This is a genomic window from Polaribacter uvawellassae, assembly GCF_039748955.1.
Lineage (GTDB): Bacteria > Bacteroidota > Bacteroidia > Flavobacteriales > Flavobacteriaceae > Polaribacter > Polaribacter uvawellassae.
The window spans coordinates 137,303-159,925 of the sequence record NZ_JBDIZN010000002.1 but is presented as its reverse complement, the minus strand read 5'-3'; the positions used below and the strand labels follow the sequence as shown (position 1 = coordinate 159,925).

The 22,623-nt window shown below is 30.0% G+C and carries 20 protein-coding genes; 6 read left to right on the top strand and 14 right to left on the bottom strand.

Translation table 11 applies throughout. The annotated features are described in order from the left end of the window. Positions 1-2 precede the first annotated feature (2 nt). The gene (wecB, locus tag ABDX67_RS04965) at positions 3-1,088 is read left to right on the top strand and encodes a non-hydrolyzing UDP-N-acetylglucosamine 2-epimerase (RefSeq protein WP_347173864.1); all 1,086 of its coding nucleotides are present in this window, start codon (positions 3-5) and stop codon (positions 1,086-1,088) included. An 8-nt stretch (positions 1,089-1,096) separates the two neighbouring features. Further along, positions 1,097-2,557: a lipopolysaccharide biosynthesis protein gene (locus tag ABDX67_RS04960; protein WP_347173863.1), complete on the top strand. Its 1,461-nt coding sequence runs from the start codon at positions 1,097-1,099 to the stop codon at positions 2,555-2,557. Here ABDX67_RS04960 and ABDX67_RS04955 read toward each other — a convergent pair. The 10 genes from ABDX67_RS04955 to ABDX67_RS04910 all read right to left on the bottom strand — a co-directional run bounded on the left by ABDX67_RS04955 (position 2,538) and on the right by ABDX67_RS04910 (position 11,249). Further along, complete coding sequence (locus ABDX67_RS04955) at positions 2,538-2,846, bottom strand: DUF6122 family protein (protein ID WP_347173862.1); 309 nt, start codon at positions 2,844-2,846, stop codon at positions 2,538-2,540. The two genes, ABDX67_RS04960 and ABDX67_RS04955, sit on opposite strands and share 20 nt — an antisense overlap. 145 nt (positions 2,847-2,991) lie before the next feature. Continuing rightward, positions 2,992-3,567: a Crp/Fnr family transcriptional regulator gene (locus ABDX67_RS04950; protein ID WP_347173861.1), complete on the bottom strand. Its 576-nt coding sequence runs from the start codon at positions 3,565-3,567 to the stop codon at positions 2,992-2,994. Positions 3,568-3,589: 22 nt separating this feature from the next. Then, on the bottom strand, positions 3,590-4,219 hold the full coding sequence (locus ABDX67_RS04945) for a WbqC family protein (protein ID WP_347173860.1): 630 nt from the start codon (positions 4,217-4,219) through the stop codon (positions 3,590-3,592). Positions 4,220-4,222: 3 nt separating this feature from the next. Then, positions 4,223-5,800 (bottom strand): signal peptidase I, encoded by a 1,578-nt coding sequence (gene lepB, locus ABDX67_RS04940; protein ID WP_347173859.1) that lies wholly within the window; start codon positions 5,798-5,800, stop codon positions 4,223-4,225. An 88-nt stretch (positions 5,801-5,888) separates the two neighbouring features. Continuing rightward, entirely contained in the window at positions 5,889-6,590 is a 702-nt protein-coding gene (dapB, locus tag ABDX67_RS04935) for a 4-hydroxy-tetrahydrodipicolinate reductase (protein WP_347173858.1), read from the bottom strand. 1 nt (position 6,591) lies between these two features. Continuing rightward, positions 6,592-7,167: a DUF5683 domain-containing protein gene (locus ABDX67_RS04930; protein WP_347173857.1), complete on the bottom strand. Its 576-nt coding sequence runs from the start codon at positions 7,165-7,167 to the stop codon at positions 6,592-6,594. Next, the gene (locus ABDX67_RS04925) at positions 7,167-8,054 is read right to left on the bottom strand and encodes a ParB/RepB/Spo0J family partition protein (protein WP_347173856.1); all 888 of its coding nucleotides are present in this window, start codon (positions 8,052-8,054) and stop codon (positions 7,167-7,169) included. The genes ABDX67_RS04930 and ABDX67_RS04925 overlap by 1 nt, the downstream gene beginning before the upstream one ends. Further along, positions 8,054-8,818: a ParA family protein gene (locus ABDX67_RS04920; RefSeq protein ID WP_347173855.1), complete on the bottom strand. Its 765-nt coding sequence runs from the start codon at positions 8,816-8,818 to the stop codon at positions 8,054-8,056. The genes ABDX67_RS04925 and ABDX67_RS04920 overlap by 1 nt, the downstream gene beginning before the upstream one ends. A gap of 190 nt (positions 8,819-9,008) precedes the next feature. After that, positions 9,009-10,469 carry an aminoacyl-histidine dipeptidase gene (locus tag ABDX67_RS04915; RefSeq protein WP_347173854.1) on the bottom strand — a complete coding sequence of 487 codons (1,461 nt, stop codon included), beginning with the start codon at positions 10,467-10,469 and terminating at the stop codon, positions 9,009-9,011. Between the two features lie 147 nt (positions 10,470-10,616). Continuing rightward, positions 10,617-11,249, bottom strand: a complete 633-nt coding sequence (locus ABDX67_RS04910; RefSeq protein WP_347173853.1) for an NAD(P)H-dependent oxidoreductase — start codon at positions 11,247-11,249, stop codon at positions 10,617-10,619. Between the two features lie 145 nt (positions 11,250-11,394). Here ABDX67_RS04910 and ABDX67_RS04905 point away from each other — a divergent pair, with 145 nt between their 5' ends. From ABDX67_RS04905 to ABDX67_RS04890, 4 genes are all read left to right on the top strand, one after another. Beyond that, the gene (locus tag ABDX67_RS04905; RefSeq protein ID WP_347173852.1) at positions 11,395-12,672 is read left to right on the top strand and encodes a DUF2851 family protein; all 1,278 of its coding nucleotides are present in this window, start codon (positions 11,395-11,397) and stop codon (positions 12,670-12,672) included. A gap of 22 nt (positions 12,673-12,694) precedes the next feature. Then, positions 12,695-13,372 (top strand): NUDIX hydrolase, encoded by a 678-nt coding sequence (locus ABDX67_RS04900; protein ID WP_347173851.1) that lies wholly within the window; start codon positions 12,695-12,697, stop codon positions 13,370-13,372. A gap of 124 nt (positions 13,373-13,496) precedes the next feature. After that, the gene (locus ABDX67_RS04895) at positions 13,497-14,507 is read left to right on the top strand and encodes an SPFH domain-containing protein (RefSeq protein ID WP_347173850.1); all 1,011 of its coding nucleotides are present in this window, start codon (positions 13,497-13,499) and stop codon (positions 14,505-14,507) included. A gap of 2 nt (positions 14,508-14,509) precedes the next feature. After that, positions 14,510-15,430 carry an NAD(+)/NADH kinase gene (locus tag ABDX67_RS04890; RefSeq protein WP_347173849.1) on the top strand — a complete coding sequence of 307 codons (921 nt, stop codon included), beginning with the start codon at positions 14,510-14,512 and terminating at the stop codon, positions 15,428-15,430. 32 nt (positions 15,431-15,462) lie between these two features. Here ABDX67_RS04890 and ABDX67_RS04885 read toward each other — a convergent pair whose 3' ends face one another. The 4 genes from ABDX67_RS04885 to ABDX67_RS04870 form a co-directional block, all read right to left on the bottom strand. Next, positions 15,463-17,916, bottom strand: a complete 2,454-nt coding sequence (locus ABDX67_RS04885) for an alpha-ketoacid dehydrogenase subunit alpha/beta (RefSeq protein ID WP_347173848.1) — start codon at positions 17,914-17,916, stop codon at positions 15,463-15,465. A gap of 205 nt (positions 17,917-18,121) precedes the next feature. After that, complete coding sequence (locus ABDX67_RS04880) at positions 18,122-19,831, bottom strand: tetratricopeptide repeat protein (RefSeq protein WP_347173847.1); 1,710 nt, start codon at positions 19,829-19,831, stop codon at positions 18,122-18,124. A 240-nt stretch (positions 19,832-20,071) separates the two neighbouring features. Next, on the bottom strand, positions 20,072-21,784 hold the full coding sequence (locus ABDX67_RS04875) for a hypothetical protein (protein ID WP_347173846.1): 1,713 nt from the start codon (positions 21,782-21,784) through the stop codon (positions 20,072-20,074). A gap of 10 nt (positions 21,785-21,794) precedes the next feature. Then, the gene (locus tag ABDX67_RS04870) at positions 21,795-22,538 is read right to left on the bottom strand and encodes a hypothetical protein (protein WP_347173845.1); all 744 of its coding nucleotides are present in this window, start codon (positions 22,536-22,538) and stop codon (positions 21,795-21,797) included. Positions 22,539-22,623 lie beyond the last annotated feature (85 nt).

Sequence of the window (22,623 nt, the reverse complement as noted above, 5' to 3'; positions counted from 1 at the left end):
TTATGAAAAAAATAGTAACCATTTTAGGAGCAAGACCACAGTTTGTAAAAGCTGCAGTGCTAAGTAGAGTGATAAAAAATCACCATCAAATTGAAGAAGTGATTATTCATACTGGTCAACATTTTGATGCCAATATGAGTGAAGTTTTTTTTGAAGAAATGGAGATTCCGAAACCTAAATATAATTTAGCAATAAACAGTTTAAGTCATGGTGCAATGACTGGACAAATGTTAGAAAAAATAGAAGCTATTTTGTTGGATGAAAAACCAGACGCAGTAGTTGTATATGGCGATACAAACTCAACAGTCGCAGGTTCTTTAGCAGCTAAAAAATTGCATATAAAAGTAATTCATATTGAAGCAGGTTTGCGTTCTTTTAATATGAAAATGCCAGAAGAAATAAATAGAATTTTAACAGACAGAATTTCTGATTTGTTGTGTTGTCCAACAGAAACTGCAATCAAAAATTTGAACAATGAAGGCTTTGATAATTTGCCAATCAAAATTGTAAAAAATGGCGATATTATGAAAGATGCAGTAGAATATTACAGTCAAACATCCGCAGAAAAGTCTTCTATCATTGCTGATTTAGAGTTGAATAAAAACGCTTTTGTGCTAGCAACAATTCATAGACAAGAAAATACTGACGATGTAGAGAATTTAAAATCAATTTTTGCTGGTTTAAAAGAAATTAATAAAGAATGCACTGTGGTTTTACCATTGCATCCTAGAACAAAAAAAATCTTAGAGCAAAATAATATTCAACCGAAAATCACATTAGTAAATCCTGTTGGTTATTTTGCAATGTTAGAGTTGCTTAAAAACTGTAAACTAGTAATTTCTGATAGTGGAGGATTACAAAAGGAAGCTTTCTTTAATAAAAAGAATTGCATTATTGTAAGAGAAGAAACAGAATGGATTGAGTTGGTGGAGAATGGTTTTGCAGAAATTGTTGGAAGCAATCAAACTTTAATTATAAATGCTTTTCATAAATTTAAAAATTCAGAATTGGATTTTAATAAAGAGTTGTATGGAAATAATGTTGGAGAAAGTATTCATCAATCTATTTTAACATTGCTAACTAAATAATTTTTTCATTGGGAATTGTATTAAATCAATCGTTTAAAAACACAATTATCACGTTTGCGGCATTCGGAATTGGTGGTGTTAATGCGTTGTTTTTATACACAAATTTCTTAACGGATGAGTATTATGGTTTGGTTACGTATCTGTTATCAACCGCAAATTTATTAATGCCATTAACAGCTTTTGGCGTTCAATATTCTATCGTTAAATTCTTTTCGTCGTATACATCAAAACTCGAAAGAGATAAATTTTTAAGTTCATCTTTAATTTTTCCATTGATTATTGCATTGCCTTTTGGATTTTTAGGTTCCGTTTTTTACGAGCAAATAAGTAATTATTTATCTATAAAAAATCCAATTATAAAAGATTTTACTTGGATTATTTATTTGGTTGCAATTGCTACAGCCTATTTTGAAATTTTTTATGCATGGGCAAAAGTACAGATGCAATCGGTTTTTGGAAATGTGTTAAAAGAAATGTTTTCTAGAATTGCAGCAATGATTCTGTTGATCTTAGTTTATTTAGAAGTTATAACTCAAGTAGAATTCATTTATTATTTAACTGGGGCTTATTTTATACGTGCTTTTGTAATGCTTTTGTATGCATTAAAATTATATACGCCAATATTTACATTTCAATTACCAGAAAATTACAAAGAAGTATTTAAATATGCGTCGTATATTATTTTGGCGGGTTCTGCAGGAGCAATTTTATTAGATATTGACAAGTTTATGATTCCGCAAAAAGAAGCAATTGCATATACAGCATATTATGCTGTCGGAGTTTATATTGCATCATTATTAGAAGCTCCAGGACGATCAATGGCTCAAATTATTCAGCCAATTACAGCAAAGGCTTTAAACGAAAATAATGCCACCGAAATACATAAATTATATAAAAGCACTTCAATTAATTTATTATTAATTTGTGGATTGTTTTTCTTGCTGATAAATCTAAATATCAACCAAGGATATTTACTGATTGACGAAAAATATTCTGGGGGAATTTGGGTGGTGTTGATGATTTCTATAGCAAAATTATACACAATGGCTTTGGGAAATAACGGAGCAATAATTTCGAACTCTAAACATTATAAAATTTTATTACCCTATTCTATTGGAATGGCACTATCTGTATATTTTTTAAATGATTGGTTTATAGATTTATATGGAATGAATGGTGCAGCGCTATCTACGTTAATCGTTTTATTGTTTTTTAATACAGTGAAGATTTGGTATGTAAAAAAGAAATTTAACATTCAGCCTTTTACCATAAAAACAATTTACTTGCTTTTTGTTTTAGGAGTTGTTTATGGCTTATTTTTCTTCTGGGATTTTAAGTTTCATCCAATTATTAATATTGGATTGAAATCAATTTTAATAACCCTTGCTTATTTAGTGATTATTTATAAATTGAATATTTCTTCTGATATCAATACGATTATCAATAGGCTTATAAAAAGCAATCGATAGTATCTGCAAGAATATGTAGTAGCAATCCAATTGCTAGGATTCTCGTTTTTTTCCAAATCAATAGTAAAAAATAAATTGCAATAGCAATATAACTATGTAATGGATGAAAATTAATACTGCATCTATTCGGATCAAAAATTGGATTTGCTAATAAATGATCTACATCTATCAACATGGTTGCTATAAAAATTAGGTATACTTTTTTCCAATTTTCTTTGAAAAATAGAAAAGCAATTATTGCAGGAACAATAAAATGAAAACTATAATGTACAATAAATTTTAAATCCATTTTGGTAAAAATAAAAAAGACTTGTTGTTAAACAAGTCTTTTTTTAATAAACAACTAGGGGATAGTAAATTCATCAGGGAAATATTATATCAAATTTAATTGAATTATTACTATTAGTGGTTAACAAATGTTAAGAGATTCTTTTTTATTTAGAGTACAATTCTTTTCTAATTCTACTTAATTGTACAGCAGTAATACTTAGGTAAGATGCAATGTGATATTGTTGAATTAAATTCTCAATTTCTGGAATATCTTTTTTTAGTTTTAAGTATCTTTCTGTGGCGTTTAGTGTTGAGAGTTCATTAATTCTTTTTACGACACTTAAAAAAACGTTTTCTAAAATTTTAACATGAAAAAGAGTAAGTTCGTGATTCTCTTTAGCTAATTCTACAAACTTGTAATAATCTCCTTCTAAAAACTCACAATCGGTTAGACAACCATAATAAGAGTCAGAAGGCTTTTTTTTAATAAGTCCAGCTAAAGATCCAGAAGTTGTTATTGGAACAAAAAGAGTACGAATATGTTCTTTTCCTCTTTCGTCAATAACGTAAGATCTGGCTACTCCTTTTTTTAAGAGATAAAATTTTGTTGGTATTTCTCCAATAGAAACAAAAGTTTCATTTTTTGAAAATGATTTTTCTGTAATAGTGCTTTTAAACAAGTTTAATGCCTCATCAGATAAGGGATAAACTTGATTTACAAAGGTTTCAATAAAATCCATATAATAAGAACTAAAAACTGTTTTATTGGGGATATTCTTCCAAAGTTAATGTATTATTATCTAAAAAACTAATTGCATTTGGACCTTCCATAAATAATAAATCTAAAATAGATAGGTTTTTAATAAACCCAAATTTGTCGTCAAACATTTGAATATATGGCTTAAAAATACCTTTATGTTCTTGTTTTGCATTGACTAAAAAACGATAATCATTTTTATTGGAAGATTGGTATTCTTCCATTTTTTTATATGCCTGACTAATTTGTAAAGCATCTGTAATAAAAAGATATGTATCGATGTTTATGTCTAATAAATATTTGTATTTTTTTGAAAAAATCGGAAGCAAATCATCTTCGTAAAATTCAAAAAAAGGCGAATTTCTGTAAGCTATTTGTATTGATTTTAAATGTTGACTTTGCCAAGAAACAGAATTATCTACTAAAGTATCTTTTGTCTTTTTTTTTGATGAAGTTGATGTATGTTTTATAGGGATATTTAATAGTTGTTTTCCGTTTGGCCCATAAATATAACAGCGATTTCTATAGGTTTGCTTTTGAAAATTATCTTCTACTTCAAAAAGCACTTTGTCTGTATTTACAATAGTGATATATTGAGAAATAGGAGAGAAGTAGGTTGGTAACAGTAAAGACATTTATTATTTAGTTACTTTTTTCTTTTTACGATAATAACTTATTGCAAAATAAACCATTAAAGCAATTAAGAAAGGTTTAAAATAAGAAACTGGTTCTCCGCTTCCGCCAACTGTTGTAAACATTCTATCCCAACGTATTGATGCAAATTTTGCAAATCCAGGTGCATTAGGATCCCAACTTAACCAAATAAAAACAGGTTTTCCAACAACATGATCAAACGGAACATAGCCCCAAGAACGTGCGTCTAACGAGTTTTGCCTGTTGTCTCCCATCATCCAATAATAATCTTGCTTAAACGTGTAAGAAGTTGCTTTTTTACCGTTTAAATAATAATTATTTCCAACAATTGATAAATTATTATGCTCGTATCTTCTTATGATTTGTTCGTAAAAAGGCATTGATTTTTCATTTAATGCTACGGTTTCTCCTTTTTTAGGAATATAAATTGGGCCATAATTATCGTTTGTCCATAAATAATGTGGACTGTGCGGAAATAAATCTTTGTTAAATGTTCCTTTTGGTTCTATTCTTTTAACAATGCTTTTTACAATTGGGTTATTTTTAATTAAAGCTGCTTCATCGTCTGTTAGGTTTAAAATATATTTTCCATTTTCAGATCCATATTCTCTAATATTATATCTTTTTGCAGCGCCTTGGCTAAATTGTTGTCCGCCTGTGTCAACCGTGAAAAAGTATTGCGGTTTTGCTCTATCTGGCAATACGGTTCTTTTTCCGTTTATAAATACATAACCATCTCTTACCTCTAAAGAATCACCAGGAACACCAACGGCACGTTTTACATAGTTGGTTCTTTTATCAACTGGTTTGTAGGTGAATTTTCCAGATTTATCTCCCCACATTAAATTTAAAGAATCTGCAGGCCAGCTAAACACAACAATATCGTTGCGTTTTATTTTTTGAATTCCTGGTAAACGCATGTATGGTAAAGACAATTTGTTTAAAATTGAATTTTGGTCTTTAGAATTTGATAAATACGATTTCCCTAAGTAAGGTAATGTGTCATGAACCATTGGCGCAGCAACAGTTGTCATCGGAACTCTTGCTCCGTAATGAAACTTACTTACAAATAAAAAGTCGCCAACATATAATGTTTTTTCTAATGATGAAGAAGGAATTGTGTATGGCTGCATAAAATACGTATGTACTAAAGTAGCTGCAATAATTGCAAAAGCAATTGAACTAATCCATTCGCCAAGCGCACTTCTTGGTTCTAAACTTCGGTCTTTTATATATTGGTTTTTAGAAAAATAATTGATATAAAATAAGTAAAAACCTAAAGTTGCAACCGAAAGAATTGTATCAGGCCTTTTGTTATGACTAAAACTTCTACAGGTTTCTATCCAAATTATTGGAAACATTAATAAGTTTACAATCGGTATAAATAATAAGATTGTCCACCATTTTGGTCTGTTTATAATTTGCATCAATACAATTGCATTGTAAATTGGTACAATTGCTTCCCAAGCTTTTCTTTCAGCTTTTATATATAATTTCCAAGTAGCTAAAAAGTGGATAGCTTGTATTGCTAAAAAGAATAAAAACCATTCTGTAAATGTCATAATCTGTATTTTTTGCTTGTTTCCGCTAAAGAAAACAATATTGTAATAATAGTGTATTAGTTTGTTTTGTTAAGAATTGTTACATTCTTTAACCAATGTTTAACACATCTTTCATTGTAAACACGCCTTTTTTATTCAGAATCCATTCTGCAGCTACAACTGCACCTAATGCAAATCCAATTCTGTTATGTGCTGTGTGTTTTATTTCTATCGAATCTACTTCTGATGCATAATTTATAATATGTGTACCAGGGATTTCTCCAGTTCTTTTTGATGTTATCGGAACAATTTCATCGGATACTTCTCCGTCTAATTTCCATGCTGATTTAGAACTATTTGCTATAATTCCTTCTGCCAATGTAATTGCCGTTCCGCTTGGCGCATCTAATTTTTTTGTATGATGAATTTCTTCTAATGAAATTTGATACTCACTCAAAGTGTGCATCATTTTAGCCAATTGATTATTGAGCTCAAAAAAAATATTGACTCCAATACTAAAGTTGGATGCATAGATAAAAGCACCATTTTTCTCATTGCAAAAATCAACTACTTCATCATATTTTTCAAGCCAACCAGTTGTTCCGGAGATTACAGGAACTTGGTTTTCTAAACAATTAGAAATGTTATTTACTGCCGATGTTGGCACACTAAAATCGATAGCAACATCTGCATCCGTAATTGTATATGTTGAGTTTGAAGTTGATTTTACAACAATTTCATGACCTCTTTGTAAGGCAATTTTTTCAATTTCTTTGCCCATTCTTCCGTATCCTAATAAAGCTATTTTCATACTAAAAAGAATATTTAAAAGTTAAACCAAATTTCGGAATTCCATATGTTTTTGGGCTCTGAATCATAGCAGGAGTAAACGATAAATTATCGTTGGTGTTAAATTGCAACAAATGTGCATTTACACTTGCTTCTACAATTTGTAAAACATAGAAAACCACGGTTGTTAACAAGGCTAAATCACGATTGCTTTTTAAAGTTTTTTGTGCGCTTATTAATCCGTTTCTAGAAACAATATCCGCAAATTCATCTTGTAAACCTGCTTCTCGTAATTTAAATGCAGTTCTATATCTGTCGTATTCTTTGTTATTGTCTAAATACAAATAAATACTTGTTCCCATTGCACCCCAAACAATTGGTGCTTTCCAATATTTCTTGTTGTAAATTTGACCACCGCCAGGAAATATTGCTGAGTAAAACGCTGCTTTTGATGGAGATAACGGATTAAAATAATTGCTATTTAATTTGATATTTCCTTTTATTTTAAGATCATCTACTTGTGTAGAATCTTTTTGTGCGCTTATAGAAAATGATATAAGTACACTTAAAAAGAAAAGTATTTTTTTTAGTGATAACACTACTTTAATAAGTTTTTTATTCGATTAAAATCTTCTTCTGATTTAAATGAAATTGAAATTTTTCCTTTTCCTTTAGCAGTAGCACTAATTGCCACCTTGCTGCCAAAAAACGAATTCAATTCTGATAAAGATTCTTTAACAAAACTAGGCGTTTGTTTTTTTGACTTTGTGGCTGTATTTCCTTCTTTTATATTTTTAACCAATTCTTCAGTCTGCCTAACAGATAATTTATCTTTCACAACTTTTGTATAGATATTTAATTGATTTTCAGAAGAATCAACATTGATTAAAGCTCTTCCGTGCCCCATCGAAATAAACCCATCTCGCATTCCGGTTTGGATAATTGGATCTAATTTTAACAAACGTAAATAGTTGGTTACTGTAGATCTTTTTTTACCAACACGAACACTTAATTGCTCTTGTGTTAATTGAATTTCATCAATTAAACGTTGATAAGAAAGGGCAACCTCTATGGGATCTAAATTTTTACGTTGGATGTTTTCTACCAATGCCATTTCTAGCATTTCTTGATCGTTGGCAAGTCTAATATAAGCAGGAACAGTAGTATTTCCAACTAATTTAGAAGCCCTAAATCTACGTTCTCCAGAAACTAACTGAAATTTATTTCCTTCTAATTTACGAACGGTAATTGGCTGAATAACTCCTAATTCTTTGATAGAATTAGCTAATTCATTTAAAGCATCTTGGTCAAAATAAGTTCTAGGCTGAAACGGATTTACTTCTATATTTTTTAATTCAATTTCTACAATTGTACCAACTAATTTGTCGGCATTTTTATCAGAAACAGAATTAATATCTGCTGAAGATTCATTTAATAAAGCAGATAATCCTCTACCTAAAGCTTGCTTTTTTGTTGCTTTTGCCATTATGCGTTTTTCTTAATAATTTCGTTTGCCAAACTTAAATAATTTACTGCACCTTTACTTGTAGCATCATAAGCAATAATGCTTTCTCCATAACTTGGAGCTTCTCCTAAACGTGTGTTTCTTCTAATAATAGTGTCAAAAACCATTGAGCTAAAGTGCTTGCGAACTTCTTCTACAACTTGATTAGAAAGGCGTAAACGAGAATCGAACATGGTTAATAATAATCCTTCTATATCTAAATCAGGATTGTGGATGTTTTGTACACTTTTAATGGTGTTTAATAATTTTCCCAATCCTTCTAATGCAAAATATTCACACTGAATTGGAATGATAACTGAATCTGCAGCAACTAAAGAATTTAAGGTGATTAATCCTAACGAAGGTGCGCAGTCAATTAAAATATAATCGTATTTGTTTTTTAATTTTGTTAGCGATTTTTGAAGCATATATTCTCGTTGCTCTTTATCAACCAACTCAATTTCTATGGCAACCAAATCTATGTGAGCAGGAATAATATCTACATTCGGAGAAGTAGTTTTTTGTATCGCATCGTTTATAGAAGCTGTATGTTCTAAAACTTGATATGTTCCAATTTCTACAGCGTCAACATCTATTCCTAAACCCGAAGAAGCATTTGCTTGAGGATCAGCATCTATCAACAACACTTTCTTTTCTAGAACACCTAAAGAAGCTGCTAAATTTACCGTAGTTGTTGTTTTACCAACACCACCTTTTTGGTTTGCAATTGCAATAATTTTACCCATTAAAATATCGGATTATATAAAAAGTAAAAATACGATTATTTGTCGTTAATTAAAATCAAAGATGTTAACAAAATAATAAAAATATAACAAATTAAAAGTCAGTAGTTTATATTTATTTTATTGGAGATAATAAACATTCTAATACATGAAAAAACCGTTGAGTTATCAACGGTTTTTAAATAGAGTTTTATTATTTATTTGGAATATTTTTTAGTATTTCTAGTAAAAAATCCCAGAACTTCTGAGTTGATGTAATGCTTGCTCTTTCATCTGGAGAATGTGCTCCTCTAATAGTTGGTCCGAAAGAAACCATGTCCATTTTTGGGTAATTCTGACCCAAAATTCCACATTCTAATCCTGCATGACAAGCAGCGATTTTTGCTTTTTCTCCGTGTAATTTTTCGTATAAACCATCTAAGGTTTTTAAAATTTCTGAATTTATATTTGGCAACCAACCTGGATATTCACCAGAATAAGTAACGTCGAACCCAGCTAATTCAAAAGCAGAACGAATAGAGTTTGCTAAATCAATTTTATTACTTTCAGATGAAGAACGCGTTAAACAATTCACTAAAATTTCTCCGTCTTTTACAACAACTTTTGCAATATTATTTGATGTTTCAACCAAATCACTAATATCTGGACTCATTCTATAAACGCCATTTAAAGTAGCGTAAATAGATTTTATCAATCCTTCTTGAACACCTAATTCCATTACTTTTTCAGGTGTATTTGTTTCAGAAATTTCGATGGATAAATTAGGTTCAACACTTTTAAATTCAGCATAAATATTGTTAATAAGCTCATTCATTTCAAAAAAGAAAGGTTCTTTAGAAATAGTGTCAATTACAACAGTTGCTTTACTTTCTCTCGGAATTGCATTACGCAAACTTCCTCCATTAATTTCTGAAATACGCAAACCAAAATTCTCAAAACCATCAAATAAAATACGGTTCATTATTTTATTTGCATTTCCTAACCCTTTGTGAATATCCATCCCAGAATGTCCACCATTTAATCCATTTACAGTAATGGTAAAAGCCAAAGTCTTCTCCGAAATAACTTCTTCAGCATACGTTCTTTTTGCTGTAACATCAATTCCGCCAGCACAACCCATTCCAATTTCATCATCTTCTTCGGTGTCTAAGTTCAAAAGAATTTCTCCATCTAAATATCCAGCTTCTAACCCTTTTGCGCCGGTCATTCCAGTTTCTTCGTCAATCGTAAATAAGGCTTCAATTGCTGGATGTTCAATCGTTGTAGATTCTAAAACACTCATAATTGCAGCAACACCTAAACCATTATCTGCACCTAAAGTTGTGCCTTTTGCAGTTACCCAATCACCATCAACATACATTTCAATTCCTTGTGAATCAAAATCAAAATCAGTGTCAGAATTTTTTTGATGTACCATATCTAAATGACTTTGCATTACGATTGTTTTTCTGTTTTCAAATCCAGCAGTTGCAGGTTTTTTAATGATAACGTTTCCAACAGGATCTACGACAGTTTCTAGGTTTAGATTTTTGCCAAATTCAACCATAAAAGCAATCACTCTTTCTTCTTTTTTTGAAGGTCTTGGTACTGCATTTAAATCTGCAAAATTCTTCCAAACAGCTTTTGGTTCTAAGTTTCTTATTTCTGTGTTCATTGTGTTTATTTTTTGTGTTTCAAAAGTACTGTTTTACTCTTGTTATATAAAATAAAAGTATTTAAAAGGTCTCGACTCCGCTCGACCAGACATCGTATAAATGTCTCTACGAGCGGAGTCGAGAAGTCTTTTTAGTTAATCAAATTATTAGTTGATTTCTATAATGACTTCATCAGTATTTTTACGAACTTTTTTCAAGTCTTTCATAAAATCATCTTCTGCTCTAAATCCAACAGGAAGTACTAAAACCGATTTTAAATTGTGTTTGTTTAGATTTAAAAGGGCATCATATTGTTCAGGAATAAAACCTTCCATCGGACAAGAATCGATATTTTCTGATGCTGCAACCGTCATTAAATTCCCTAAAGCGATGTACGCTTGATTTTTCATCCAAGAATGTATTGTTTCTTCTGATTTTGTTTCAAAATCATTTTTTAAGTAGTTTTTAAATTGATCTAAAATTTTATCGGGTGTATTTCTAATTTTTTTGACTAAAGAAAAATAATTTTCAACATCATCACTAGACATATTTTTCTGAATACAAAGTACTAAAACATGAGATGCTTGCACTATTTGTTGTTGATTCCAAGAATGTTTAACCAATTCTTTTTGAATCTCTTTATTGTGTACAACAACCATTTTTATAGGCTGTAAACCGTATGAAGTTGCGGTTAAATTAAACGCTTTTTTTAAGGTGTTAATCTGTGAATCTGACAGCAATTTTGTGGCATCAAATTTCTTTGTTGCATACCGCCATTCTAAATTTTTTATAATGCTCATTCGGTGTTTTTTAACGAAACAAAAGTACTATAAATTCATTTTAATATAGAAGTTAGTCGATTAGATTTAATAATGTGTACATAGATTTTTTCTTTACTCAACTTTTTTTTCTAAATTGATTGGCGAAAAAGAAAAATAGTTAGCTATGAAAGAAGATTTTCTACATTATGTGTGGAGACACCAATTGTTTTCTAAAACAAATTTACAATCCACAGAATTTAATAAAATTGAAATTGTTTTTCCGGGGAATCATAATACCAATTCTGGACCAGATTTTTTAAATGCTAAAATTAAAATTGATGATATTTTATGGTTTGGAAATGTAGAAATTCATGTAAAATCTTCTGATTGGTATGTGCATCAACACGAGAAAGACTCTAATTACGATTCTGTTATTTTACATGTTGTTTGGGAAGATGATGCTGAAGTTTTTACGAAGGATAATTTGTCTTTGCCAACCGTAAATCTTTCTGAATTAGTTGCCAAAGATTTGTTGTTTAACTATCAAAAATTGTATTCAAAAGAGCAACGTTGGATTCCTTGTGAAAACGCAATTTCTACAATTGATTCTTTTGTTTTTGAAAATTGGAAAGAACGTCTGTTTTTTGAACGGTTGGAAGAAAAATCAACATTGATTCAGCAATTGTTAAACGATTCAAATTCTGATTATGAAGCAGTGTTGTTTAAATTATTAGCAAAAAATTTCGGATTAAAAACCAATGCAGAAGCATTTTTAAATCTGGCGAATTCTATTGATTTTTCTATTGTTAGAAAGTTGCAAAATGATGTATTTCAATTGGAAGCTTTGTTTTTTGGTCAAGCTGGCTTTTTAGAAAAAATATCAGAAGAACTATATGTCATTGATTTAAAAACTGAATATGAGTATTTAAAACATAAATTTAAGTTAGAGCCAATTCACAAAGGACAATTTCAATTTTTTAGAATGCGTCCAACAAATTTTCCAACCATAAGAATAGCACAATTGGTCTCTTTGTATTACAAACATCAAAATTTATTTTCTAAGTTGATGAAAACAACCGATGTAAAAGAAATGTACCAATTTTTTACAATTGAGTTGAATGATTTTTGGAAAACACATTATACCTTTCAGAAAACCGGATTGAAAAGTGCAAAAAACATAACAAAATCCTTTATAGATTTATTGTTGATTAATACAGTAATTCCTTTGAAATTTAATTATTTAAAAAGTAGAGGAGAAGTAGAAGAAGCTGATTTCTTAACATTAATTCAACAGTTAAAGCCTGAGCAGAATTCAATTATTTCTAAATTTAAAGATTTGGGAATTCATTCTAAAAATGCTTTTGAAACGCAAGCATTGTTACAGCTTAAAAATAAGTATTGCGCAAAGAAACGATGTTTACAGTGCGCAATTGGTAATAGTTTATTGAGAAAAAAATATTAGTTTTGTGTGAAAATTACACATAATGAGTAAACAATCAATTAAACTTTCTGTAGATGCAGTTGTATTTGGATATGAACAAGGAAACATATCAGTCTTATTAATTAAAAGGAAGTATGATCCTTTCAAAGGTCAATGGGCAATACCAGGTGGATTTGTTGAAAACGATGAATCTTTGGAAGATGCAGTTGAAAGAGAATTGTTTGAAGAAACAGGAATTAAGATTAATTACCTTGAACAACTTTACACATTTGGAAAACCAAATAGAGATCCAAGGGGTAGAGTAGTTTCAATAGCTTATTTTGGATTAGTCCGTCCAAATGCATTTAAACTATATGCTTCAACTGATGCTGAACAAGCACAATGGTTCAATATTAAAGACTTACCCAAATTATCTTTTGACCATAAAGAAATTTTAAAAACTGCTATAGAAAGATTACAAGGTAAAATAACCTATGAGCCTATAGGTTTTGAATTACTTGACAAGAAATTCCCGTTTTCTGATTTAGAAAAATTATATACAACACTTTTAGGTAGAGAAATTGATAGACGCAATTTCCGAAAGAAAATTGTTGGTTTAAATGTATTAGATGAGCTTGACGAAAAAGTATCAAAAGGCTCTGGAAGACCTGCCAATTTATTTCAGTTTAATCAAATACGATACTTCCAGCTCAAAAAGGAAGGGATAATTTTCGAAATATAAACTACCGATATTCAATATAGTAATGTATTTGTGTAAAAAAAACACAAAATATATTTGGTAGATAGTTAAATTCATTTTACATTTGTGTTATAATTACGCAAATTAATAATTAAAACTCAATATTATGTTAGGAATAAATTATATCAAATTCGACTCAATGAATTATGTAATTCATTACAAAAATGGGAAGATAAAGAAAGAGGGAAGAGGATTATCATTCTTTTACTTTTCTCCGAACTCATCAATAGTATCTATTCCTGTACCAAGTAATGATTTTCAATTTGTATTTAATGAAACTACTAAAGATTATCAAGAGGTTACATTGCAAGGACAAATAACTTATAAAATTGATAATCCAAAGCAGATTGCTGAAACATTAGATTTTACAGTTAATAAGAAAAAACAGTATTTAAAAAATGATTACGAGAAAATTCAACAGCGAATAATTAATGAAGCTCAAACCGCGAGTGCTTCAATTATTCAGCGCCTAAATCTAAAAGAAGCTTTAAGACAATTAGAAGAGATTGAAAATGAGATATTTACTAGTGTTCAAAAGTCAAAAACTGTTCAAATGTTAGGTTTAGAAGTGTTAAGTGTAAATATACTTGGTGTAACTCCAAATCCTGAAATGGCTAGAGCTTTAGAAGCACAAACGAGAGAATCTTTGCAAAAAGAAGCTGATCAAGCTGTATATGAACGTAGAAATTTCGCCGTAGAACAAGAAAGAATAATAAAAGAAAGTGAGCTAAATACAGAAATTGCAGTAGAAGAGAAGCAAAAGCAAATTGTAGAGAAGAAAATGGAAACAGATGTTGTAAAACAAGAAAATGAACGAAAGTTAAAAGAAATGGAAATGACATCAAGTATTTCTCTTGAAGAACAAAAGAAAGAACTTATTGATATTCAAGTAACAAATGAGAAGAAAGAAGCAGATGTTAAAGAGTATGTTTTAAATGCTAATTTAAAGCCATATAAAGAGTTAGACTGGAAAACATTAATGGCAATTAGTAATAATGGTAATGATCCAAGTAATAATATCGCATTAGCTTTTAGAGAATTAGCCGAAAATGCTGATAAAATTGGAAATCTTAATATCTCTCCAGATTTATTAGAATCTATTGTTAAAAGTAAATAAAAATGAAATTTGAAAGAGTTATAATAATAAGAGATAAAACTAGGCTTGAGCAATTAGTTGAAAGATTTAATTCCAAAGCTCAAGCCAAGTTTTATATTGAGAGTTCAGATGGAGACTTCGAGTTTTTTGAATTTGAACACAACACTTTTTATGAATCACTTTCAAAAGTAAAGGACTCTATAAATGGAATTCTTAAATATAAAGTCATAAATCGTTCTTTTTTACCAACATATATTTTCACTGAACAGGATTTAGTGCTAGTTATTGGTCAAGATGGATTGGTAGCAAATACAGCTAAATACGTAAATGGATTGCCAATTATTGGTATTAATCCAGATATAGAGCGTTATGACGGAATTCTATTAAAACATTCTCCTAACGATTTAAATGGCATTTTAAAAAATGTTATCAAAGGTAGTTATGAAACTAAACAAGTAACTATGGCCAAAGCTACATTAAACGATGGTCAAGTACTTTTAGCTTTTAATGATTTTTATATTGGAGCAGATTCTCATGTTTCTTCAAGATATAGTATAGAGTTTAATGGTGAAAAAGAGCAACAATCTTCTAGCGGAATAATAATTTCGACTGGAGCAGGTTCTACAGGTTGGTTGAGTTCTATTTTTAATATGACTAATAATATTAGTGAATACTACAATAGTAAAAATAATTCTGGAACGACTTTAAATTGGGATGCTAACAAACTTGTATTTGTTGTAAGAGAACCGTTTAGGAGTAAAATGTCGCAAATCAATATTGGGTATGGAATAATAACAAAAACCAATAAATTAAGAATTGAATCAAATATGCCAACAAAAGGAATTATTTTTAGTGATGGTATTGAGTCAGATTTTTTAAATTTCAATTCCGGAAGTACTGTAGATATTGGTGTTTCAGAAGATAAGGCTAGGTTAATTATATAAAAACCCAAACGATTATATTTAGGTTTTTTTAATTAATACAAACTTTTATACTTTGTAGGATTTGCTTCGTGCATTATTTTATAGACAGTTTCAAAAATATCTTCAACAGAAGGTTTAGAAAAATAATCTCCATCAGTTCCGTAAGCTGGTCTATGTGCTTTAGAAGTCAACGTTGTTGGTTTACTATCTAAATATTGATATCCATTTTGATTTTCTAAAATTTCTTGTAATAAATATGCAGAAGCTCCACCTGGAACATCTTCATCAACAACTAATAATCTGTTAGTTTTTGCAATACTTTTTACTGTTTCATGATTGATGTCAAAAGGCAATAAACTTTGAGCATCAACAATTTCTATGTCAATTCCAACTTGTTGTAATTCTTTAGCAGCTTCTTCTACCAATCTTAAAGTAGATCCATAAGAAACAACCGTAATGTCTTTTCCTTCTTTTAAGATTTCAATTTCTCCGATTGCAGTTTTAAAATCACCTAAATTGGTAGGTAATTCTTCCTTTAAACGATAACCATTTAAACATTCTATAACCAATGCAGGATCATCGCCTTCTAATAAAGTATTATAGAAACCAGCAGCTTTAGTCATGTTTCTAGGAACTAATACATGTATTCCACGAACGTTATTTATGATTCCGCCCATCGGAGAGCCAGAATGCCAAATTCCTTCTAATCTATGTCCACGCGTTCTAATAATTAATGGCGCTTTTTGTTTACCAACAGTTCTGTAACGAAGCGTCGCTAAATCATCACTCATAATTTGTAAAGCGTATAGTAAATAATCTAAATATTGAATTTCTGCTATGGGTCTTAATCCACGCATCGCCATTCCAATTCCTTGGCCAAGAATAGTTGCTTCTCTAATTCCTGTGTCCGAAACTCTTAATTCTCCATATTTTTCTTGTAAACCTTCTAACCCTTGATTTACATCACCAATAAAACCAGCATCTTCACCAAAAATTAAAACTTCTGGATGTTTTTTAAGAATAGCATCAAAATTATCTCTCATAATAATTCTTGCATCAACCAATGTTTTTTCTGAATTATATGTTGGTGATAATGAAGGAATATTTGTTGTTGCTAATTCTGTTTCGCTTAATAAATGTGTTGAGAAGAATTCAAATCCTTGATTGATTTTGTTCTTTATAAAACTTTGTAAAGCAGTTTTTTCTGTAAAAGTTTCATCTTTTACGTAGCGTAAAGCTTTACGTGTAGCAATTAAAACATCTTTTCTAATAGGTTCTGAAATTGCTTCCAATTCATTCTTTAATTTTAAAATAAAAGATTTATTACTGCTTTTATTTGCTACTTTTTCTAGTAAGTTAACAGCTATTTTTAATTCGTCCTTTATTTCATCTAAATACGCATTCCAAGCATTTCTTTTTGCTGTGCTTACGTGTTTTTTTGCTTCTTTTTCAAGTGCAATTAATTCTTCTTCTGAAGCAACAAATTTTAAAATTTCTCCATTGCTATCTTCTAGTTCAAAATCTAAAATCCAAGAACGCATTTTTGCGATACAATCAAAATCCTGTTCCCACTTTAATCTATCTGCGTCTTTATAACGCTCATGAGAGCCAGAAGTAGAATGTCCTTGAGGTTGCGTTAATTCTTTAACGTGAATTAAAACCGGAACATGTTCTTCTCTTGCAATTTTTGCCGCTTTTTGATACACATCAATTAGTTGCACATAATCCCATCCGTTTACAACAATAATTTCGTAACCGTTATTTTTTTCGTCTCTCTGAAACCCTTTTAAAATTTCAGAAATACTTTCTTTTGTAGTTTGATATTTTGCATGAACTGAAATTCCGTATTCATCATCCCAAACATTCATTACCATTGGCACTTGTAAGACACCTGCAGCATTTATTGTTTCAAAAAATACGCCTTCACTTGTACTTGCGTTACCAATTGTTCCCCAAGCAATTTCATTACCGTTTGTAGAAAAATGAGAAGCATTTTTTAATTCTGCTACATTTCTGTATATTTTTGACGCTTGTGCCAGTCCTAATAAACGAGGCATTTGCCCAGCAGTTGGAGAAATATCTGAACTAGAATTGTATTGTTTTGTAAGGTTTTTCCAATCTCCGTTTTCTTCTAAACTATGCGTTGCAAAATGCCCACCCATTTGTCTTCCTGCCGACATTGGGTCTGCGTCTAAGCTTGGATGTGCATACAAGCCTGCAAAAAATTGTTGCGCGGTTAGTTCTCCCAAAGCCATCATAAATGTTTGATCTCTGTAGTAACCAGATCTAAAATCACCTTTTAGAAACGCTTTTGCCATTGCCAATTGCGGCACTTCTTTTCCGTCTCCAAAAATTCCGAATTTTGCTTTTCCTGTAAGAACTTCTCTACGACCTAACAAACTACATTCTCTACTAATACGCGCAATTTTATAATCATTTAAAACTTCGTTTTTAAAATCATTAAAAGAGAGTTCTTTAGTAGTTGGCTTTGTAGCTGTTTTTGTCATGTTTATAAAGTGTATTACGTGTTTTGCAAAGGTAGTGTTTTTGGTTGATATTTAAAAATATTTTGTTTTATTGATGATATCATAATAAAACACGGAATTATGAATCTTTTACTGAGGATAATGTAATTAATTTAGTTCTTTGTAAATTTTGTTAATTTCACTATTGAAATTTAAGATGTTTGTATAGCGAGTATAAATTTATTACTTACCCAAACTCTTTGAGAAGTTTCTCTAAATTCTCTTCTGTATGCTTGTTTAGTTTTTTTCGAATACGATGCTTTGTTACACGAATTGTATTTGTAGAAACTCCTAAAATTAGTGCCATTTCACTATTGGTTAACTGAAGCTTTTCTAAGCATAAGCAACGTATTTCAGCTTGACTTATATCTGGGTAGGCTGCTGTAAATGAGGAGATAAAATTAGGGTAAACTTTTTTAAATGTACTTTGAAATTTACTCCAATCATTCTGAGTTAAAATATTTTTAGTTTTTAGATCAGAAAGTATGTTTGCACTATTTTTAGAAACTTTGTCTTTTTTTAGTTCGGTAATTAACCTGTTGTCCTCACGTATTTTTATTGTTAGATTTTTCAACTGACTTTCAGCCTTTTCTAATTCTTTTTGTGTTTTATCTAAAGCGAGTTCTTTAATTTCTTGTTTTTTTAAAAGGTACTGATTTCGAAACCAAAAAGAGAATATACTAATTATAAGTAAGAGTACAATGAATAAGATGATAAAATTACGTTGAGTGATTTTTAACTTACTTTCTGTTTTTAATTTTCCAACTTCTAATTCTCGTTCTTTCGCTTCAACTTTTTGATTGGCTCTCAATAATTTTATACCACTGTATTTTTCATTGAATGCATTTATTGCAATCATTGTAGAATCTAAATACGTTGTACTTAGTGCTAACTGATTGTTGGCAGCATACCATTTACTCATTATTGGATATAATTTATGAAGACGATCTGTTTGCTTAGATAGTTTGATGTACTTTCTAGCTTCATCAATTTTTTGTTTAGCTTCTGTGAGTTTATGTTGCTTTAAATAGATATCAGCAAGTGGTGTTGCAGATCCTGAAGCAAGACCATAATCTTCATTTTTTAAGGCTTCTTCAATGTCTTTCTTAAATAAGGGAATTGCTTTTTCAAAATTTCCTTTCAAATAATAATTATATCCTAAATTACCTGAAGCAATGCCTATCCAAGCTGTATTTTTATATGGAGAAGTATCATTAATTACTTTTAAAAAATAGGTTTTAGCAAGTTCTAATTCTCCTAACTTTTGATAACACAAGCCAACGGTATTTTGTGCTCCAAGAATATCTGCAGCATTAAAGGCTGTTTTCTTTATGTTACTCGATTTTATAAAATAAGTAAGTGCATTTGTGTAATCTTCGAAGTGATAATAAGAACGACCAATAAAATTTAAATGATTTGCCATATTAGGAAAACTCTCAGGCTCCATTTTATCTAAAATTTTAGCAGACTGTAACAACCATTCAAAGGCGGTTTCATAATCTTTAAAAGACCAATAATGTGTAGCAATAACTTGTATTGCGCGCTCTTCTATATGATAAACTTTGTATGTATTACCTTTTTGGGCAACTTCAATTAGGTTTTGAATTAGTTCTAGTTTTTTATCTCCGTAAAAAAACCAATTAGCGTATGCACGTAATAATTCTGCTTCTAGAGCAAGCTCTTTATCATTATTTGCTAAAGCCCATTGCTCCATTTCATGGGTGTAGGTTTTAATATGTAAAGAATCTTGTTTGTTTTTGTTTATGGTATTCCTATACAGTACATCTATAGCTTCAATCTTATCTTTATAAGGTTTGTGAAGCATTTCTTTGTACTGTGCAAAGGATGTTACACAGCCAAATAATAAAAAGAATCCTATTAATTTTAGTTTCATCATCAGGGAAATATAAATCGAATATACTTAATAATTTATTGGAATTATAAGGAAGAAAAGGTATTGGATGATGAAAGTTACTGTGGTTTTTTAATAACCGTTTGTCTATTAATTCTTTATGTGTTTTTTTAAAAATTGAAAAAAAATAAAGAAAATTTTAAGTGTATGTTTATTTTTGATGTGAAAGCAAAAAGACTGCCTTTTTAGGCAGCCTTTATTAATATTAACTTTTGTAAATTATAACTATAACTTATCGCAAACACTTTTAGGTAAATTAAAGTCATTAATTTCAAATTTTTGGCTGGTAAATGTCCATTTGTTAATAAAACTCTTTTCTTTATGAATAATTTTAAAGTTGTATTCTTTTCCTAATTTAAAACCTTTTAGGGTTAATTTACCATTTTTAATGGTGCCTACATGTCTAAAAGTACTATCCTCTTTTTCAACATATAAAACAACACCGTCTGGCACAAATGTTTTTCCATTACATTTAGCAGAAACATTTATTGTAATATCTGGTATTTTATTAGCTTGATCGGCTAAATTGCTTACGCCGTCACAAATGTTGTCTTTAGTAGTATCAACAGATGTAGTTTTATTGCCAATTTCATCTGTTTCAACCTGTACCTTTAATACATCGCTTATATCATCTATGTTTAGTGTTTTAGCATATTGAGTAATTCTAGCAAGTAATGCAATAAGGTCAGGGTTTAAGCTTGTGCCTGTGCTTGAGACTGTATTGATGTTAGAGTCAAGACCTTTAGATGACCATATAGTTTTTTTACTTACGTAAAAAACAGAAGGTGTTGTTATTACTTTTTTCATAGAATTTATAAGATTACCAATCTCTAAAGGACTTAATACGGTAGTCCTAACAAATGTAATTGGTAATAAATTTGCTCTAACTGGAAGTGTACAACTTGCGCCCAAGGTTTTACTGTTTAACTCATTTGTTAAAGCACCTGCACCAAAAACAGATACGTTGTTTGTGGTAAATTCAATATTAAAGAAATCACTTGTGTTGCCAGCAGTTACTGTACCGTTTTGATGAAATGACCAATTGCTGCTTTTTCCGTTATTTGAATAAATAGGATATGAGTCTCCAACTTTAAAAGCAGTACCTGTTTCTAAATTGGGCATTTTAGAAGGAATTTGAATGGTCATTTTAATAGGTTTAGAAAATTCTTTTATTGCTTTGCCTCCAATCACCATATTGATGCGAGAATATCCAATTAAATTTAAATTTTTTCCACTCACTTTACTGCCTACTGCATCTGAAATTTCCATGTTATCAAAATCAATATCTCTGTCGCTAATTATCCCTAAAGCATCAACATTTCTTATAGATACATCTAGTTTAGATCCAGTAACTACCATACTATTTTCATCCATAAATGTTGTTTCAGTAGGAATTGTTATGCTGGTGGTTGTAAAAGTATTTGTCAAAGAAGTTTTAATAGTTGATGACGATGTAGTGGCATTATTTGTTAAGGTAGCACTTCCTTGAGCCGCAGTTACACCAATATCCTTTGCTTTATTAAGTAATGGTATTGGTAGGTAGGAAACAGTGTCTTTAATTGTTAAAGCAAAAGTTTCTGTTTTGTAAGTTCCTCCACTAATAGTTATATTAAAATTTAGTTCTTTTACACCAGTGCTTTTATTTGGATTTACGCTTAATTGAATAAAACCGTCATTTTCTGTGATTGTATTTTCACCGGCTTCGTTTACAAGTTTGTTGGCATCTGCACCCGTAAGCTCTATAGTAAAATCAGTGTCAATAATATCTTGTTTATTGCCAAAAAGATCTGTTAATTCTATTACAGCAGATTGCTCAAAAATAGTGTTGGTTACACCAACGTTAAAATCTTCTATTTTGTCAAAAAATTTGGTGCATCCAACTAACAATGTTAGTGATACAGCAAGTGCTATTGTTATTTTTTTTATTATATTTTTCATGATTTATTTTTTAAAATTTGTAGGTTAATCTAAATTGTATTCTAGGAATAAATGTTAACGATTTAAAAGCTTCCTGTAAGGTAGCTTCTTCGTCTTGTGTTGGTGCAAGTAATTTATCTGCTTGTAAATCTACTTGTGGCGATTTTGCAAAATAAGTACCAATGTCTATCCCAAAACCAAATCTATTTTTTGGTACAGCTCTACCGAAACCAAAACCGATAAAAGGTGCAACACCAGACCATTTAGAGTCTATTACAACTTTACCAACATCTTGTGGAGTAATATTAACATCACCAAATTTTATACCTTCTTTATAGGTAATTGTCCCATTGATGTTTACATCGTTTAAAAATCCAACTCCAAAAGCTAGTTTAAAAGAAGAGTTTTTAAAAGGTAAATACTCAGCACCTAAATCTATAATAGTGCTTTTACCTCCTCCAGAAAAAGCGACATCATCATTGTCTAAAAAAGAAGAAATATCTACTTCTTTATCTTTAATTTCAAAAGTACTATAAGTTAGCATTGCACTGAATTTTGAGTTTAGTTTTCTTGCGTAGCCAACTCCAATTCCGGAAGATCCAAAGGAGATACTAAAAGCATTTTTTTTGATTTTTGTAATTGTATCTTCTTGATTTTTATCAAAAGAAGATAAAGAAACATGTTCTTTTTTGTTTGTAACATTTGGTGTTTGTTGCCCAAAACTTTGTAAGCTAAAGCAAAATACACATGCCACTAATAGTAGGTTCGTTTTCATTTAGATTTGTTTAAATTAGTTTTTATTTAAGAGCAAATAAACTAACAAAACACTAAAACTTTACTATAACAAGCGTTACAAAAAC

Bases quoted from the DNA above. Each gene is read 5' to 3' on its own strand.
- wecB (WP_347173864.1), top strand. From the start codon at position 3: ATGAAAAAAATAGTAACCATTTTAGGAGCAAGACCACAGTTTGTAAAA.
- ABDX67_RS04955 (WP_347173862.1), bottom strand. From the start codon at position 2,846: ATGGATTTAAAATTTATTGTACATTATAGTTTTCATTTTATTGTTCCT.
- ABDX67_RS04950 (WP_347173861.1), bottom strand. From the start codon at position 3,567: ATGGATTTTATTGAAACCTTTGTAAATCAAGTTTATCCCTTATCTGAT.
- ABDX67_RS04945 (WP_347173860.1), bottom strand. From the start codon at position 4,219: ATGTCTTTACTGTTACCAACCTACTTCTCTCCTATTTCTCAATATATC.
- lepB (WP_347173859.1), bottom strand. From the start codon at position 5,800: ATGACATTTACAGAATGGTTTTTATTCTTTTTAGCAATACAAGCTATC.
- dapB (WP_347173858.1), bottom strand. From the start codon at position 6,590: ATGAAAATAGCTTTATTAGGATACGGAAGAATGGGCAAAGAAATTGAA.
- ABDX67_RS04925 (WP_347173856.1), bottom strand. From the start codon at position 8,054: ATGGCAAAAGCAACAAAAAAGCAAGCTTTAGGTAGAGGATTATCTGCT.
- ABDX67_RS04920 (WP_347173855.1), bottom strand. From the start codon at position 8,818: ATGGGTAAAATTATTGCAATTGCAAACCAAAAAGGTGGTGTTGGTAAA.
- ABDX67_RS04915 (WP_347173854.1), bottom strand. From the start codon at position 10,469: ATGAACACAGAAATAAGAAACTTAGAACCAAAAGCTGTTTGGAAGAAT.
- ABDX67_RS04910 (WP_347173853.1), bottom strand. From the start codon at position 11,249: ATGAGCATTATAAAAAATTTAGAATGGCGGTATGCAACAAAGAAATTT.
- ABDX67_RS04905 (WP_347173852.1), top strand. From the start codon at position 11,395: ATGAAAGAAGATTTTCTACATTATGTGTGGAGACACCAATTGTTTTCT.
- ABDX67_RS04900 (WP_347173851.1), top strand. From the start codon at position 12,695: ATGAGTAAACAATCAATTAAACTTTCTGTAGATGCAGTTGTATTTGGA.
- ABDX67_RS04895 (WP_347173850.1), top strand. From the start codon at position 13,497: ATGTTAGGAATAAATTATATCAAATTCGACTCAATGAATTATGTAATT.
- ABDX67_RS04890 (WP_347173849.1), top strand. From the start codon at position 14,510: ATGAAATTTGAAAGAGTTATAATAATAAGAGATAAAACTAGGCTTGAG.
- ABDX67_RS04885 (WP_347173848.1), bottom strand. From the start codon at position 17,916: ATGACAAAAACAGCTACAAAGCCAACTACTAAAGAACTCTCTTTTAAT.
- ABDX67_RS04880 (WP_347173847.1), bottom strand. From the start codon at position 19,831: ATGATGAAACTAAAATTAATAGGATTCTTTTTATTATTTGGCTGTGTA.
- ABDX67_RS04875 (WP_347173846.1), bottom strand. From the start codon at position 21,784: ATGAAAAATATAATAAAAAAAATAACAATAGCACTTGCTGTATCACTA.
- ABDX67_RS04870 (WP_347173845.1), bottom strand. From the start codon at position 22,538: ATGAAAACGAACCTACTATTAGTGGCATGTGTATTTTGCTTTAGCTTA.